The following is a 16,430-nucleotide window of genomic DNA, read 5'->3' as shown; positions in this document are numbered from 1 at the left end:
CTCCCGCAGCAGATGCTGCTCACTCATTTTCGACCCAGTCATCATTAACCAATTCACATATGGAATAAATATGATTAAATGGAAATCATTGACCCATTAATGGAGCAATCATGACGGGATTACTGAACGATATGGCGCTGTTTGTAGAAGTGGCAAATGTCATGAGCTTCCGCAAAGCTGCTGAGATCACAGGCGTGCCGAATTCGACGCTGTCCAGACGCATCAGCACTCTGGAACAAGAAATCGGCTTACGTCTGCTGCACCGGACGACACGCAAGCTGGAACTGACAGAAGCCGGCAAACTCTATTACGAACGCTGCAAACGGATTGTGGCGGAGGCCAAGCTGGCCCATGAACAGTTAGGGGATATGCTGGAACACCCCAGCGGTTTGATCCGGGCATCGCTCCCGGTCGATTTTGCCGTGACTTTTCTGGCGCCGTTGATGCCTGAATTCATGCGCCGCTACCCGGACATCACCTTTGAATTTGACCTCACTTCCCGCAAAGTGGATATGGTCACGGAGCACTTCGATGTGGCGATCCGGATTGGTGAGCAGGAAAGCTCCAATCTGATTGCGCGGAAACTGGCAAGCCTGAAGGGTCAGCTGTATGCCTCGCCCGGTTATCTGGAGCGCTTTGGAGAACCAGCAACACCTGCAGAGCTCACGCAGCATGAATGTCTTCATATTCTGAAGACTGGCACATGGCAAATGAGTCACGGCTCAGAAACGATCGACGTGCCGGTCAGCAGCAAGTTCATTCTCAATAACATCGGAATGATCCGAAGGCTGGCCACCCTGGATCTGGGGATCATTCTGATGCCGGAAGAAATTGTGGCCGAAGATCTGAAAGCTGGCCGACTGCGCCGGTTATTGCCCGGCTGGCAGGGCGCCCCCACCCCGATTTACGCGATGACTGAAACCCGGTTGCTGCCCGCAAAAACCCGCTGTTTCATTGAATACGTCCGGGAATGTCTGGCGCAAACATAACAACCAAACCGAGCAACCTAACGGCGCAACAGACAAGGCGATGAACAGGTAAGCCATCTATACTTCTCACTGTTCAGAGCAGAGCGATGAGGTGCAGTTATGCTGAGATTCATCGGAAAAACATATCATTACCTTGTGCTGATTTTCGTCGTCACATTTTCCGCATTCAGTCTGGGTGCAACGGCTCAGTTACTCGACGGAAAAACCTTTACAGGGCCAACTGGCATCGTGGGTCAGTCGGCTGAAGAACAGGAAGTGCTCACCTTTAACCACGGCGAACTTTACTCCGAAAGTTGCGCCCCCTGGGGCTTCAAAAGCGGCGCCTATACCCTCGAGCAGCAAGGTGAGACACTGTACTTTACGGCCACCACACTGAGCCCGGACAACGGTAAAATTGTCTGGCGCGGTAAGGTGAAAGGTGATGCCATCGAAGCCAGCTACATCTGGACCAAAGAACGCTGGTGGTGGAAGGATGCCCGGCAGGAAAAATGGTTCAAAGGGACACTCAAAACAGATGGGGTGAACTGAAATACTGACGAGCTAATCTGAAAATATGGCAGGTACAGTGTCGCTTCTTGTACCTGCCATACGACGTTGTAATATCTGGCTAGATACGGTGAAAAATAAAAAAGATTGTTATTTCTTCATCCCTTGGCACTTAATGACGATGACTGTCTTTCGTCAAATGTTCGAGATTGTCGAGCGCACATTCTTCGCTGTAATGAATCAAGCCGCGTTTGATGTTTTCTAATATTCTGCCATCTAATTGAACTGCACAGTTTTCAATTGCTTCTTCAATCGTATCCAGAGAAATTTCCAACAAATCGTATATTACAAAGATATCTTCTTGCTCAAAATCAACTGATTTTATACCCATCAAAGATTTCAGTCCCCCCTCCAAGGTTTTTTTTAAATCCTCATCGATTGTCTCATGAAGGCGTATTCGCCGCTTTTTCAACACGACCTGATTTTTTTGTTTTGGCGCTAACCCGTGTTGCGGATCACCAACATACAAGTGAGGATGAGCTTTGAACCGTTGGAGACACTGGGTTGAACAAAAATAATGTTTCACACCCTGAAAGTTCCAAGCCAGTGTCTTGTTCACCTCCGTCATATGGCAGACGGGGCAACACATTATATATCCATCAGATTCTCTCACTGCAATCACCTCTCTGGTTACATCACAAGACCGAATACTGCATTGCCGTTGATGTATCTGAGGGAATTAGAAAGAAACAGTTTCTGTCAGCTTCACATCACCTACCTTCAGTCGCGCGTGTCAAACTGACGTCCATCAATATCACAATGCCAATCATTTTTGCCTGATGAATCATTTGATTAACTTATTGCAAGCGATTATAAATCGAAGCCAACAGCCAGCCAGCACCTCCCACAATCACAAACCAAGCAACCAGTCCCTTGACGACGCCAGCCCATGTCAAATGCCAGCCAATATCATCCAGTCTCATATGAACCATGTCACCAGACATTGACATCATCATCGAAGGCATGGCCATCACCAGCACACTGCAAATAATCCAAAACAAAGAGGCAGTGATGGCACAGGCTATCCCGAACTTAAATGCATTTATCTTCATCACTAAGCCAACCCCAGCTTATTCTTCGTCATGCATCCCTCCACGATCACGATGCTCCTGAGCTTCATGCTCTCTCATCTGCCCCATCATCATCTGCATCATCCCCATGCTCTGGTTCATCATGCCCATGCGTTCATTCATCATTTCCATCATCTGATCCATGTGCATCATGTCTATGGACTGATTATCTCCAGACCCCAGATTCATCATATGCATGCCCTGCTGAAGCTGCTTCATGTGTTCCTGCATCAGTTGCTGTCGCTTCTCAGGATCTTTCTCACTGCGTACTTGATTCATCGTTTCACGCATTTTTTCCAAATATTCGTGCATCGCCGTTATCTGCTCATGATCCATCATCATGCCACTTTGCATACCACTACCGCCCATTCCCATACCACTATTGTTTTGAGAACCACCAGCAGCGAATGCCATAGAAGCGAGAAGCGGGGAAATTGTTATCAGGTACACAAGCTTATTCATCATTGTCTCCTTCAAAGATTCAGGATTACCTACTGTGAATATAGAACGCCATTGCGGTTTCGATTTGAAAAATTACCCCTGACAAATTTCAGACAAGAACACCTTTTAAAGCTTTGTCCTTATTGCTTTATTGCACAATAATCTGCCCACGATACATTTGCATTTGGCAATGAAACGTATACTCACCAGGTTTTAGTGCGGGAAGCGGGATAGATTTCAATCTATTAAGAGGTAGTGTGTCGCTGATTTGCAGTTCAGGGATCAGTACCGTTTCCGAGCAGGGCAATTGATCCTTGCGCATAAACTTCAGGTCTATGGGGGTTCCGGCAGGCAGTTTTATCCGTGATGGTGTATAGATTCCGTTTTCTACAACTATCACCAGTTCGTTTTTTCCCAGTTCGGTTTCCCGGGGCTTATACAGCCAAAACCACCATATAATGAGTGCAATGAAGAGGAAACCTGCAATGTTAATCAACAGCATGACGTCTTTCTCCTGACGGATGAAACGTTAATGTTGATGCACCTGAAACAGACGCAGCCGATTCGCATTTGTGACCACAGTCAGCGATGAAAAAGCCATTGCAGCTCCCGCAATCACAGGGCTTAGCAACAAGCCAAAAAATGGATACAACACACCGGCAGCAAAAGGCACACCAGCCATGTTGTAGATGAAAGCGCCAAATAGATTTTGTTTTATGTTACGCAGCGTTGCTTTGCTGACCGCAATCGCATCTGCCAGTCCATGCAGCGAGCCACGCATTAACGTGATATCCGCACTTTCGATGGCAACATCAGTCCCCGTACCGATAGCAAACCCCACGTTCGCAATCGCCAAGGCTGGGGCATCATTAATGCCGTCCCCAGTCATACCGACCACTTCACCTTCCATTTGTAATTCCTGAACTTTACGGGATTTATCTTCCGGAAGTACTTCAGCAAAATACTCATCAATACCAGCCTTTTCAGCAACCGCTTTTGCCGTCGCCTGATTGTCACCCGTCAGCATCACCACACGAATACCATTGCGACGCAAGCGTTGAATCGCGGCAACGGAATCTTCTTTGATTGGATCAGCAACAGCAATCATCCCTGCCAATTGATGATTCACAGCAAAATACATCGGGGTTTTCGCCTCAGCCGCCAGCGCCTCAGCTTTTTCAACAAAATGACCGAGTTCGATACCATGCTCACGCATCAACTTTTCATTGCCTAACAGCAAGCGCTTCCCTTCAACTTCAGCCTGCACACCGTGGCCAGTAATGGCTTGAAAACGGGTGAACTTACCGGTCTCAATACCACGTTCATTGGCAGATTCCACAATTGCCAGAGCAAGAGGATGCTCTGAGCCAGACTCCATCGTGGCCGCTAACTTTAAAACATCCTGTTCGTGATACGATCCTGTCACCAAGACATCCGTGACTTTCGGTGAGCCCAGTGTAATCGTGCCGGTTTTATCAAGAATCATTGCACTGATTTTCGAAGCAGTTTGTAATGCCCCACCGTTACGAATCAGCACACCCGCTTCAGCCGCTTTACCCACCCCCACCATCACCGACATGGGCGTCGCCAGACCCAATGCGCAAGGGCAGGCAATAATCAATACTGTCGTTGCTGAAACAACGGCATAAGCCACTGCGGGTTCAGGCCCAAAATTCAACCAGACGAGTGCGCTCACGATCGCAATCATCATGATGACAGGGACAAAGTAAGCGGCAATCACATCGGCAAGCCGACCAATCGGAGGCTTAGAATTTTGCGCTCGTTTGACCATTTGAATGATCTGCGCCAATGCTGTGTCCTTGCCAACCCGGGTCGCCTTGAAAAGAATGGAACCTGCTTTATTAATTGTCCCGGCAACAACTTCATCACCCTCGGCCTTTTCCACAGGCATCGGTTCACCTGTCAGCATAGATTCATCCACCGCGGTATGACCCTCGATTACCTCACCATCGACAGGGATTTTTTCTCCCGGGCGTACACGCACAACATCGCCAAGCAGCACTTGTTCAATCACGATATCTACCTCTTGACCATGACGAACCACCCGTGCAGTTTTTGCCTGAAGGCCAATCAATCGTTTGATCGCTTCTGAGGTACGTCCTCTCGCCTTGATTTCCAGCGCCAGCCCGAGATCAATTAAGCCAATAATCATCGCTGTAGCTTCAAAATAAACATGACGTGCCATCAGGGGCACAACGTCAGGAAAGAATACAACCACCATGGAATACAACCAAGCCGTCCCCGTACCCAAAGCAATGAGCGTATCCATATTCGCACTGTGATTTTGAAAGGATTTCCATGCGCCGAGATAAAAGTGCCTGCCTGACACGACCATGACGCCCATCGTTAACAAGCCCACCACAAACCAAGCCGCCCGCTCCATAGTCGTCGCCACGGTCATCTCGCCAACAAAAATACCGTAAGCCATCAAAGGGACACCGAGTGCAAGTGCGATAGCCATTTCCCACATCAGACGCTTGTAATACGCCCATTCGGCTTGTTCTCTTTCTGCCAGCACATCGTCTTCAGAACCACTCGGTGCGACTTTCGCTTGATATCCCGCCTTTTCGACCGCCTTGATCAAGTCTTCAGCGGAGACATTCCCTGCAACAGATACCGTTCGTTCTGCCAGATTCATCTCCGCTTGCTCTACACCCGGAACATTTTTCAACGCAGATTCAATTTTTCCGACGCAACTGGCACAGCTTGCACCTTCAATCATCAGTTCCTGATGTTCTGTACTGCCATCCTGGCTTGGGCCATCATCATGAATTTTACGAAGATCTCCCCCTTCGCTCTCCTGAAGAGAGTTTTCATAAGAAACGCTGTCATGAGAAGAATTGTCACCCTTTTTCACCGAAGTCATCACATCACTCCAGATTGAGTTGGTCACGTCTGGTCAGCACCATGCCCTGTCATTAACTTTGGCCCGACCCGGTGTATATGTAACGTCACGCCCTGAACCGAGACCACCTCCACTTGATCGCCCAGTTGAAGTTCCTCATCTGAGAGCGCATTCCAAAGCTCATTGTGCAAATAAACCCGATAAAAACCGAATTGCCATCCTTTAATAACACCTACTTGGTGCAGCAGTGTTTCTGAACCTGTGACGACGGGTAAATGCATCGCACGAAACGCCAGTAAGTAAATCACTATCGAAATCATAAATATGACGCTATACACCGGCACGGCAAACGATAGTGGCGTCAGCCAAAATAACGGCAAGGCAAGAAAAGGAAGGGCGAGCAGGAGGTGGCACATCAGTCATATCACTCACATGAAAAGCTTTAAATGAAGTATAGCTTTACAGGCAGATGAGGTCGGCTGGTTCACTATCAGCGAAAATCAGCAGGGTTTGTCCTCTGAAACAACAAGGCAAGATGCTGTACCTGACCGCCACAAAACTGAGCCCGGACAACGGCAAAATCATCTGGCGCGGTCAGGAGAAAGGCGATGCCATCGAAAACAGCTACATTATGGACCAAAGAACGCTGGTGACGGAAAGATGCCCGGCAGGAAAAATGGGACTATAACGTCCATTGCCTGCCATTTTTGATCGTGCTATATCGATTGGTAATGAGCAGAACAGGCTCAATCTTGATGTATAAAGGGGCTAAATATCATGATTTACCTGAGACGGACGAGATTGGCATTCAGATTCATCGTGCCCATATTCTTCGCACGCATTACGCCAATAACAGGGGTCAGGAAAGACTAGCTGATTAAATGACCTGGATGATTCAAAGGAATTATGTTTGATTTCAATTCATGTTATGAATTGTCACCTTTAAATGCAGTCCGTTTGCCTGTCGCTCATTACAGGCACAAAACGTGCCCAGAATTGCCTAAGATTATTTGATGTTGGCCGGACTGGTCGTAGACGCTCCCGGCGCCGACCACCTAAAAATTCATTCATAAATTTTTCCCTGGGAATGGAGAAACTTAGCTTCTCACTCGTGATTAGGCATAAGTGAAATTAAATTTCAGCACAAAGTCATCCATTTCGGAATCGTTACACTTAGCCAAATGTGGGAACTGATTTTGTTGTTAGCATTAACGCCCTATGATATAGCGTTGGCAACGCGGTACCAGTCAAGATAGAAATGTCTAGAAAATCTAATGTGGACATATGAGAGTTACTGAGTATTCAAACAACACGACCACAATCATAAAGTTGAATTTTAGTTCTTAAAATCTAAATGGTGATGATGCAAATAAGGCTACATCTGTACCCACTAAAGATAGGATACAAATCAAGCACAACTACTGATGTGAATTGATGAAACGTTCGGCGCTCGCGAAGAGGCTATCACACTGTTTTTTCTTTTTCGCATACTCAGCAGTGCCTTCCTCCAAAGAATCAAGAACTTCTTTCGCTTTATGGTATTCCTCGACCATTTTTGAAAATCTTTCTTCGAAATCGCTTTTTCGCATTTTTTTGCCAACTTTTTTTACTGGTTTTCGCATAACGTTCTCTTCCCATCAAAAGTCTAATAGTTTTTTCTGTTCACGCTCTAACAGAATATCTTCGATTTTTCGTCTTATCTGGTGAATCTTATTTGGATTGTCGCCTTTGTCATCATGCTTATCTTTACGCGACTTACCACTAGATGATTTCTTTTTCAAGGTTTAGCTTCCATTTCTGATTGAAGGTTAAACGTCCCTAAACTTAATCATTGAGAGTCTTTAATTTTGCCAGTGTTAGTCAACTCATAAAATGAAAAATTCGAATCAAAGAACCTTGTATGAACTCTGGATGATATATGGCGTTTTAATACATCGCTATTTAGCTTCGGTATAGTGGCAGACCAAGAGGTCTCGGTACAATGAAGGTGGTAATTTACTGTGAACAAACAGTTTTTGTCATTTTGATATTTTCTGCCCGAGAGCGATTTAATACCAATGCAACAGTCAATTGCCTCTTCGGTTCATATAAATACTTACCAAACATTGAGCTAGAAAGATCTCGCCATAATAAGAAAACAAACGAAATCTTCCTAAAGATCCACTAAGCTAAAGTAACGTTCGTAGCTTGTGGGCCTTTTCCGCCATTCTCTACATCAAAAGCTACTCTTTGGCCTTCAGCCAACGTTTTAAAACCGTCTGTAGTGATAGATCTGAAGTGAACAAAAACATCAGCACTGCCATTATCTGGAGCGATAAAACCAAAACCTTTGGCTTCATTAAACCATTTTACGGAACCAGTTGTCTTATTTGACATATATACCTCGATACATTAATACATTAAAAATAAAAGCTACTAAATCAGGAAGAAGAAAAAGGTATCGCAGGCTAAATATAACGAATTAAATCGAAAGAAAACTGAGAAGATCTTGAACTAAATATTTCATTAATAGCTCAGCTTTTTGAGCTGCAGCCACTATACACGTTGTATAGATAATAGATAGTTATTTCTGTTTTATTTTTAATTGACAATAAAAACAATAGTTTATACTCACTCCCTTTAAGCTACCTAAATAGATTATCCTCAATCAATGCTTTATTTCTGCTCCTCTGAGGTAACAAAAACCAGCACAGAACGCAAAATACTCAAATGGGAAAATAGCTATCCAATACCTAAAATAGCGTCTCAACTTATCCGGGCGAGGGTCACAGCAGCAAGAAAATAAGAAAGGAAACGCCGCGGAGCAAGATGCATCCGCGGCTGGAGTCGGGTTATCGGGTGAGTTTGAAGGCGCCGACCAGACGATCGAGTGTCTGAGCCAGTGCTGCCAGTTCCTGGCTGGTTTTTTCCAGTTCGGTGCTGGCGTCCAGTCCGGCCTGAACGGCCTGATTGACTGTATCCATGTTGACGTTGATTTCATTCGCCACGCTGGACTGCTGTTCGGTCGCGGTGGCGACCTGCGTATTCATGTCCAGAATCGCGACCACCTGACGGGAAATCTCTTCCAGAGCTGTCAGGGCGTTTTCTGTCGCCTTGGTGCCGTCTTCAGTCAGCGATTTGCTGCTTTCCATCGCATCCACGGCATTTTTGGCTTCATGCTGAAGCTGGTCAATCATGTTCTGAATTTCATCCGTGGACTGCGATGTTTTCGTCGCCAGGTTCCGGACTTCATCAGCAACCACAGCAAAACCACGACCGGCTTCACCGGCACGGGCCGCTTCAATGGCCGCGTTCAGTGCCAACAGGTTGGTCTGCTCTGAAATGCCGCGGATCACTTCCAGAATGGAACCGATCGACTGCGTTTTATCGGCCAGCGTCGCAATCACCACCGACATATTATTCATTTCTTCGGCCAGATGATTGATGGTGTTCGTTGCCGTTTGCAGCGTCTGACGACCCGCCTGAGTCTGGCTGTTTGCAGAACCTGCCGATTCAGCCGCACCCGCTGCGTTATTGGAGATCTCGTTGATGGTCGCGATCATTTCGTTCATCGAGGTCACCACCAGCAGCGTTTGCTCACTTTGCTCCTGACCGCGGGACAAAGCATGCACCGATTGCTCGCGCAGAGACGAAGCCGTGCTTCCGAGACCCACGCCAGTATTTACAACCTGTACAATAATGTCGTTAATTTTGCCGACAAAGGTGTTAAAGGCAGCAGAGATATTGGCGATTTCATCGTTCCCTTTGACTGGCAGGCGAACCGTCAGGTTACCGTCCCCTTGAGAAATATCTTCCAGCGCCTGCTGCAGACCGGTCAGCGGCTGGAACAGCCTGCCCAGCAGCCACATCAGAATGACGGCACAAACCACGAAAATCAGTACAATCGCGGTCAGCTGAGCAAACATAATTTCTTTGGCGGCATTATCCACTTCAGTAATCGGAATCCCCACGTCAAAGGAACCGTATAATTTACCGTTCAAGTAAACCGGCGTCATGATGTCATACACCCAGACTTTCTGAACGTCGGCATACCATTTGGAATGCTTCGGTTTGCCATGACCTGCCCCTTCAACGGTGTAGTTATCGTCATAGACTTTGTTCAGTTTTTGCGCGTCACTGTGCGCCACAGCCTTGATGTTCGTATCAATGACAACCGCGTAACTGATGTCATTTCGTTGCTTCAGTGACGTCACAAAGGCCTGCAAATCCGCCATCGGCTTTGTGGACGTTTCAAGCACGTATTCCACATTCTTCGCCAGCAATTCGGCCTGAGCCTGCGACCGCTTCAGAATGATACTGTCTATTTCCTGATGGGAAATATAGGAGGTTGACGAGATGCTTGCTATCGCAGCGATAGCGAACATCGCACAGACAACCATGACGATGATTTTTTTCATTTTGATAAACCCTGACGCCAAAAAGACTCAAATTAGAATTTCATAAAAGTGGCCTGCATCATCACTACTGCCTGCGTGCCTATACATCAGAAAAGCGGCGGTCCGGACAGCAACGATAAACCAATAAGTTACTCAATTTGAGCAAAAAGCTTATGCATCGATCCACTTATTTAATTGTCAGCTTGCAATATTTGAAGTGATTGCACATTTTCACAACATTTTATTCCTTAAAGGAATTCACCTGTATCAAAAAGTCATCAACTGGTGCGGGCGATTTGCTGAGCAATTTCAAAACGTTTTTAGCACGAAAATGAACAATCAGCGTTGAACTCCCCCCTCAATCGGTCGCGTTCTGCTGAAAACGCGCCGGTGACAGGCAGGAAGCATCAGACAGGGCGTACGAACTCACTCTGGCCGCAGTCATTTCTGCTGCCGTTTTCGTGCTGCATCAGACGCAATCCATGGAATATGAGCAATAAAACGTTGCTATCAAAATCTCAGACAACCTGAGGACCTGTACATTTCCAAAACAATCCGCACTTTCACGGCATGCCTGGAATCCCCAGAAGCATAAACACAATCACGGTGCGGTATCTTTGAGCGACAAAGAAACTTATACTTAACAAGTGTACTTATGAGTACGATTTTGAAGTCAGAGTTGTGATGCGTCCATCGACTATTGAGAAACAGAAAAAAATCATCGAGATTGCCACCGTTCTTTTTCTGGAACAGGGCTACAGAGACACCAGCCTGGATCAGATTGTTCAGCATTGCGGAGGGTCCAAACAAACGCTGTATCGCTATTTCAGCTCCAAAGAGGGACTGTTCAAAGCAGTACTGGCGCACAACCTTGAATCGCTTGAGGGAGTATTCAGTTTTCCGGAACACCCGGATCATCCAGTTGATGCGTGTCTGGTGCATTTCGGGCTGGGGTACGTCAAACGTCTGTGCTCAAATCCGGTCTTGGGATTATTCCGGATTGTCTCGGCAGATTTTCACCAAGATGCCGACATCACAGATTTCTTTCTGGCCAACGGGCCAGAGAATCAACATCATCACCTGGCCTCGTACCTGAAGTCAGAAGCCGTCGCACAACAGCTGACGATCCCCTCCGCGAATCAAGCCTGCACGCATCTGCTGGCCATGCTGAAGCAGAATTATTTTTATCTGGCATTACTTGGGAAATCACTGCCGGATGACGAGCAGCTGACCCTGCAAATCCGTCAAGCCGTAGATGCTTTTATCCGCATCTACCATCCAACACGCATCGGGCGATGACGCTGTACTGGCATACCGGGAGAAAATCATGTCATCCGTAAAACTGGACTCATTACAGCTGTTTCAGCATGTGGTCGAACAAGGCGGGATCACTCAGACCGCGGATTTTCTGGCGATGCCAAAATCCAGTGTCAGCCGGAAAGTGAAAGCACTGGAAGAAGAATTCAACGTTCAGCTCATCAGCCGGAGCGCCCGGTACTTTACACTGACGGAAGCGGGAGAAATATTTTATGAACGCAGCAGGGAGATCCTCGCACAGCTCAAGGTGCTGGAGCAGGAAATGGCGGACCATCGTCAGGGGGTTGCCGGGAAAATCAGCATTCTCTGTGTTTCCCCTCTCCTGAAGTGTCTGGGTGAGCTCCTGAAAAATTTCTGCCGCCAGTATCCCGGGGTTGAACTGGCATTCCATGCGCAGGATGTCGTGCAGCGCAATATTCCCAAACGCCGGTTTGACCTGCTGATCCAATTGGATAAACCTGTCACCAGCAACCTGATTGGCAAGACAATTGGTCAGATGTACGCCGATTACTATGCCAGCCCGGATTATCTTGCTGAATTCGGGACTCCGGCTGAGCCGGAAAATCTGCTCAGCCACCGGATCATTTTCCGGGAACTGTCGCAGGATCAGCCCAAGCAGTGGTGGTTTCAGTCCCCCTTACGCGCCTTAGATCTGGGAAGCGCCAACATCACGCTCGTCGACTCGCCAGACATGGCACTGACCCTGGCCCGGCAAGGCTTCGGCGTGGCGATGCTGCCGGATATTCAGGCCCTTTCCGCTCTGAATTCTCAGGCGCTGATGCCGTTATTCGGCCGGCAACACCGCCGCTGTTTGCCGGTGAATCTGATTTATCATGACCGTGAACAAATTCCGAGACGGGTCCGGTTACTGATCGACTTCCTGGCTGAGCATTTCGCTGAAGCCGCTGCAAAATACCAGCTTCAGCCAGAGTCATTGGCTGATCAGCAAGACGTCGATTGATGCCTCGCAACCAGTTTTTTCCCGATGATCATCACCGGGGCCAGCAACAGAATCGCGATCACGAAAGCCAGAAATGTGTTACTGAGTGCCAGCGTTGATGCTTCCAGTTTCAGCGTCTGGCTGAGCTGTCCTGCACTCAGCGTTCCGGAAGGCAGATATCCCTGAGTCAGTGCCAGATGCTTCATTGCCTGAGTGTATTGCTCAACCGCCTGTCCGCCGTTATCCAGAGTCCGGGCAAGCTCACTCATCGACTCGTAACGGGTGATCTGCATGATACGGGCAAAAATTGCAGACCCCGCCAATCCACCCAGTGTCCGGAAGATATAAAACACACTGATCCCTTCCGGGCGATGATCAGGCTTAAAATGAGCCAGCATCGCAATGGTCACTGACACATTGAGCAAACCGACGCCCAGCCCCCGTAAACAAAGTGGAAACAGCAGTTCATCCGGGCCAACATAGCTTGGTAAATGACTGAACATGACGACCGAGCCGATAATCATCAGGACGCCAATCGGCGTGATCATATCGCGCGGGAAGCGATGCTGGTTTGCGGCCACAACACTGAGCAGCATCCCGGCCAGCATGGCCAGGAACGACGGCAGCTGGATCAGTCCCGCATTCTCATGACTGTAATGCATCACATGAGAAAGAAAGTTTGCCACCAGAGCCCCGCTGGCCATCACGCCAAATCCGGCCAGAAATCCGTTATACATAAAGACGTTATTGTGCAGATTCGTCAGTAACTTCCGGTTCAGGGTATGACCAGACCGCTGCCCGGCCTGCATCAGAACCAGTGCTCCCAAAGCCAGCATGGCCGTCACCCCGGTCATCCACCGGAAACGCGGATGATCAAACCAGTTGTAATAACTGCCCCGCATCAGTAAATAGGCAATCAGAACCAGACAGCCGGTCATCAGCAGGTAAGGCAGCACATTCGACTTCCGCTCACGCTGCGGCTGTCTGATATCCGTCACCCACTCGGCCATCAACTGCGCGGTCAGCAGCATGCCCGCAAGAAGATAAGACAGAAACTGCCAGGCTGTTTCCTCCGCCAGCCAGGACAGCAGCCAGGGATAGACCCCCATCGGCAGCAACGTTGAACACAGCAGGATCAAAGCCGTTATCACTGTTATTGTCCGGTAGCGACATCTGGCCAGGATCAACAGGTTCAGACTGACCAGAATCAGGCTGGCACAGGCACCAAGCGCCAGCCAGGCACCTGCCTGTAAAAGGGGGGCATGATCAGTCACCGCAATCACCAGATGGGAAACGGCAGCCATCATCAGTGCCCTGCGCAGCGCCACATTGATTCTGCACCTGCGCAAGATCAGAGGCGCCAGCAACAGCATCACCAGTTGCGTCATCATGAACCCGATATCGAGGTGGCTCATCTCATCCGGTGAAAGGCCATTGGTGACGGCCATATGCGTTGACATCGCCCTGAACATCGCTGAAGTCAGACCCACCGGTAACATGGCGATGACCGCCAGTAAGGCCAGGGAAAACGAACGATTCATACTCGAGCTCCTTCCGTAAACCTGTCCGGATTACCGGATGATCCGGACACTGGCAATGGCTGAAAGACCCGGGTATATCCGGCCCTGCAGTTGATCTGGCAAATTCAGTCTGATTTTCACCGGCACCCGCTGAACAACCTTCACAAAGTTTCCGGTGGCATTCTGTGGCGGCAGCAGACTGAACTGCGCCCCTGTCGCCGGTGTCACGGAATCGACAACCCCCTGAAGCGGCTTGTCCGGGAACATATCCAGCACAACATTGACGGTCTGACCAACAACAACATGCGCTAACTGCGTTTCTTTGAAATTAGCCTCCAGCCATACCTCACTCGGTACCAGCGTCACGACACCCATGCCCGGCTGAACAAATTTTCCGGTTTGAACCTGGCGATTGGCGATATATCCGTCGGCGGGGGCTTTCACAATGGTGCGATTCAGAGCAATGGTATTCAGCGCCAGCTTGGACTCTGCCTGCTGACGCTGCGCCTTCAGTTGCTCACGCTCCGCCGACAGGGTATCCAATTGTTTTTTAGAGGCTTCCAGGACGAGGTAGGCATTTTTCAGTTTCACCTCAGCTTCAATGGCTTTGGTGTTCTGATTATCAAAAGCGGTCTGGCTCACTGATGAAGAACGCAGCAGTTTACTGAACCGCTCCCTTTCAGAGTGCTGCAACGCGGCATTGGCTTTCGCCCCTTTAATTGCAGCCGTTGCCTGCTCAATACTGACCTGTTGTAACCTGATCCGTGACGCATTATTGTTCAGTGCGGATTTGGCTACCTCGATGGCAGCTTTCGCGATATTCACATTGGCCTGATAATCCCGGCTGTCGATGGCAAACAAGGGGTCACCAGCCTGCACCCATTGGTTATCTTGAATGAACAGCTCAACCACACTCCCGCTCACTTCAGGGGAGACGACAGTAATATCAGCCTTCACATAAGCATTATCTGTGGTGACATAATCCTGGTCTTCCCAGTATTTCCATCCGCCCAGCAACAGCGTTGTGACCGCGCTCAGGGCAATTAAGATTTTTTTCATCATCGTAGCAACTTCTTCTGACTGACAGATGCAGAAAATGTACTGAGTAGTACGATTATGAGCGAGCAATTTAACTGGAATCTTACTGGCCGGAAAATGGAACAACCGGCGTTGATCAGATCTGTTTGAACAGGGCAGGAATCGCAAAGCGAAGCTTCAGGGGAATAGTTGGAAGGCGTCCATTGCCTTCCAGCGCGCTCGTTCTGCCGGAAATGATTATGCTTTCAAAATACCGACTGAATCATAAAAAGACAGAACAAAGCAGAGAAAGGCAATGTGAATCAAAAGTGTAGCAACAGAAACAACCAGAACATTCCAATCAGAGAAAAATTGATATTCCTGAGATTGTTCAATCTCCTCTTTTGATACCTGGTTATTTCTCGCGTATTGGTAAGTTGCAAAAGCAAATACAAAGGGTAAGAGAAATCCTGAAAATTCCTCGGATAACAACCCGAGAAAAAATGTCAAGATTACTGTCAACCAACAGCCTGACTGAGCAACATCCTTTGCTTTAAGCGGATTTCCGAGCGCAATAAAATTTCGGTTCAACATGTAACTGGCTGCGAGTGGTCCGCCAAGAAATGTTGCGGCGGCGACTTGTCCGGGGGAATACAAGCGTTGCATCTTCATCCTCAAATCATCAGACAGGAATAAAAAAAGCCATGAAAACATTCATGGCTTTTGAATCAGAAACGTTGGTCGCTTACAGAGATCCGCAAATCGTCGGGAGCATGTCATTGACGTGAGTGCCCTGAACCGGCACACCTTTCGCAGAGAAATGCCATTCCCCGCCCTGACGGGACAGCAGCGCAATATAAATGCCGGTGTGCTTCCCCTGCTCCGACAGCGTGAAACGACAGACTTCAGTTTGAGTCTGGTCCATCACGCGGCAGTAAGCGTTGTCCACCTTGCTGAAAGGCTGACCACGGAAACTGTTCACTGTCAGTGCCATATACGCGACGTTGTTCGGCAGTTTTTCCAGATTAATTTTAATCTGCTCATCATCGCCGTCCCCTTCACCGGTGCGGTTATCGCCCTGATGAAGCACGCTTTTACATTTTGATTTCAGTTTCTGATAGCTGACGATATCCAGCACTTCGCCGGTCTCATCCAGCAGCACGCAGGATGCATCCAGATCGATATCACCATCGCTGAAAATTGCGCTGAAAAATCCGGTTGGTTTTACCGGACTCCAGCCCAGTCCCAGGGTCAGTTTTTTCAGCTCGACTGTCGCTGTCTTCGTCAGGGAAATCGTGCTGTTTTTCTCTAGGTTAATAGCCATAAAACTCTCTTCCTGATCGGTGAA

Annotated in this window: 19 protein-coding genes; 5 read left to right on the top strand and 14 right to left on the bottom strand. The window is 48.2% G+C overall.

The features are described from left to right. The first annotated feature begins 110 nt into the window (after positions 1–110). Positions 111–989, top strand: coding sequence for a LysR family transcriptional regulator (locus tag ACYP03_RS06510; RefSeq protein ID WP_459778962.1), 879 nt, complete (start codon positions 111–113; stop codon positions 987–989). Between the two features lie 99 nt (positions 990–1,088). Further along, positions 1,089–1,517: a hypothetical protein gene (locus ACYP03_RS06505; protein WP_459778961.1), complete on the top strand. Its 429-nt coding sequence runs from the start codon at positions 1,089–1,091 to the stop codon at positions 1,515–1,517. 130 nt (positions 1,518–1,647) lie between these two features. Here ACYP03_RS06505 and ACYP03_RS06500 read toward each other — a convergent pair whose 3' ends face one another. The 6 genes from ACYP03_RS06500 to ACYP03_RS06475 form a co-directional block, all read right to left on the bottom strand. Then, a complete protein-coding gene (locus ACYP03_RS06500) occupies positions 1,648–2,148 on the bottom strand; it encodes a hypothetical protein (protein ID WP_330961277.1) in 501 nt (166 codons plus the stop codon). A 184-nt stretch (positions 2,149–2,332) separates the two neighbouring features. After that, positions 2,333–2,587: a DUF5676 family membrane protein gene (locus ACYP03_RS06495; RefSeq protein ID WP_459778960.1), complete on the bottom strand. Its 255-nt coding sequence runs from the start codon at positions 2,585–2,587 to the stop codon at positions 2,333–2,335. 18 nt (positions 2,588–2,605) lie between these two features. Beyond that, a complete protein-coding gene (locus ACYP03_RS06490) occupies positions 2,606–3,067 on the bottom strand; it encodes a hypothetical protein (protein WP_459778959.1) in 462 nt (153 codons plus the stop codon). 127 nt (positions 3,068–3,194) lie between these two features. Continuing rightward, positions 3,195–3,548 (bottom strand): cupredoxin domain-containing protein, encoded by a 354-nt coding sequence (locus ACYP03_RS06485; RefSeq protein ID WP_459778958.1) that lies wholly within the window; start codon positions 3,546–3,548, stop codon positions 3,195–3,197. 27 nt (positions 3,549–3,575) lie between these two features. Next, complete coding sequence (locus tag ACYP03_RS06480; protein WP_459778956.1) at positions 3,576–5,933, bottom strand: heavy metal translocating P-type ATPase; 2,358 nt, start codon at positions 5,931–5,933, stop codon at positions 3,576–3,578. A gap of 23 nt (positions 5,934–5,956) precedes the next feature. Beyond that, a complete protein-coding gene (locus ACYP03_RS06475; protein ID WP_459778953.1) occupies positions 5,957–6,328 on the bottom strand; it encodes an NfeD family protein in 372 nt (123 codons plus the stop codon). Between the two features lie 119 nt (positions 6,329–6,447). Between ACYP03_RS06475 and ACYP03_RS06470 the strand changes: the two genes are divergently transcribed. Then, positions 6,448–6,600, top strand: a complete 153-nt coding sequence (locus ACYP03_RS06470; protein WP_459778951.1) for a hypothetical protein — start codon at positions 6,448–6,450, stop codon at positions 6,598–6,600. Between the two features lie 730 nt (positions 6,601–7,330). On the opposite strand, the gene ACYP03_RS06465 is transcribed toward ACYP03_RS06470, so the two are convergent. From ACYP03_RS06465 to ACYP03_RS06450, 4 genes are all read right to left on the bottom strand, one after another. Next, positions 7,331–7,534, bottom strand: coding sequence for a hypothetical protein (locus ACYP03_RS06465; protein ID WP_459778948.1), 204 nt, complete (start codon positions 7,532–7,534; stop codon positions 7,331–7,333). A 15-nt stretch (positions 7,535–7,549) separates the two neighbouring features. Next, positions 7,550–7,693, bottom strand: a complete 144-nt coding sequence (locus tag ACYP03_RS06460; RefSeq protein WP_459778946.1) for a hypothetical protein — start codon at positions 7,691–7,693, stop codon at positions 7,550–7,552. Positions 7,694–8,075: 382 nt separating this feature from the next. Continuing rightward, a complete protein-coding gene (gene cspE, locus ACYP03_RS06455) occupies positions 8,076–8,288 on the bottom strand; it encodes a transcription antiterminator/RNA stability regulator CspE (RefSeq protein ID WP_330961286.1) in 213 nt (70 codons plus the stop codon). A gap of 455 nt (positions 8,289–8,743) precedes the next feature. Further along, positions 8,744–10,276, bottom strand: coding sequence for a methyl-accepting chemotaxis protein (locus tag ACYP03_RS06450; RefSeq protein WP_248143366.1), 1,533 nt, complete (start codon positions 10,274–10,276; stop codon positions 8,744–8,746). Positions 10,277–10,972: 696 nt separating this feature from the next. Between ACYP03_RS06450 and ACYP03_RS06445 the strand changes: the two genes are divergently transcribed. Both ACYP03_RS06445 and ACYP03_RS06440 read left to right on the top strand, forming a co-directional pair. Next, the gene (locus ACYP03_RS06445) at positions 10,973–11,587 is read left to right on the top strand and encodes a TetR/AcrR family transcriptional regulator (protein ID WP_459778943.1); all 615 of its coding nucleotides are present in this window, start codon (positions 10,973–10,975) and stop codon (positions 11,585–11,587) included. A 28-nt stretch (positions 11,588–11,615) separates the two neighbouring features. After that, positions 11,616–12,566, top strand: coding sequence for a LysR family transcriptional regulator (locus ACYP03_RS06440; protein ID WP_459778942.1), 951 nt, complete (start codon positions 11,616–11,618; stop codon positions 12,564–12,566). Here the strand turns inward: ACYP03_RS06440 and ACYP03_RS06435 are convergent. The 4 genes from ACYP03_RS06435 to ACYP03_RS06420 all read right to left on the bottom strand — a co-directional run bounded on the left by ACYP03_RS06435 (position 12,548) and on the right by ACYP03_RS06420 (position 16,406). Continuing rightward, positions 12,548–14,086: an MFS transporter gene (locus ACYP03_RS06435; RefSeq protein ID WP_459778940.1), complete on the bottom strand. Its 1,539-nt coding sequence runs from the start codon at positions 14,084–14,086 to the stop codon at positions 12,548–12,550. The two genes, ACYP03_RS06440 and ACYP03_RS06435, sit on opposite strands and share 19 nt — an antisense overlap. 30 nt (positions 14,087–14,116) lie before the next feature. After that, positions 14,117–15,124 (bottom strand): HlyD family secretion protein, encoded by a 1,008-nt coding sequence (locus tag ACYP03_RS06430; RefSeq protein ID WP_459778939.1) that lies wholly within the window; start codon positions 15,122–15,124, stop codon positions 14,117–14,119. 216 nt (positions 15,125–15,340) lie between these two features. Continuing rightward, positions 15,341–15,748, bottom strand: coding sequence for a hypothetical protein (locus ACYP03_RS06425; RefSeq protein ID WP_459778937.1), 408 nt, complete (start codon positions 15,746–15,748; stop codon positions 15,341–15,343). A gap of 79 nt (positions 15,749–15,827) precedes the next feature. Next, on the bottom strand, positions 15,828–16,406 hold the full coding sequence (locus ACYP03_RS06420; RefSeq protein WP_248143106.1) for a TerD family protein: 579 nt from the start codon (positions 16,404–16,406) through the stop codon (positions 15,828–15,830). Between the last annotated feature and the right edge of the window lie 24 nt (positions 16,407–16,430).

It is taken from the genome of Photobacterium sp. R1 (assembly GCF_054600795.1).
Note: the sequence above shows the minus strand (reverse complement) of the source record. Positions and strands in the feature narration are given on the sequence as shown.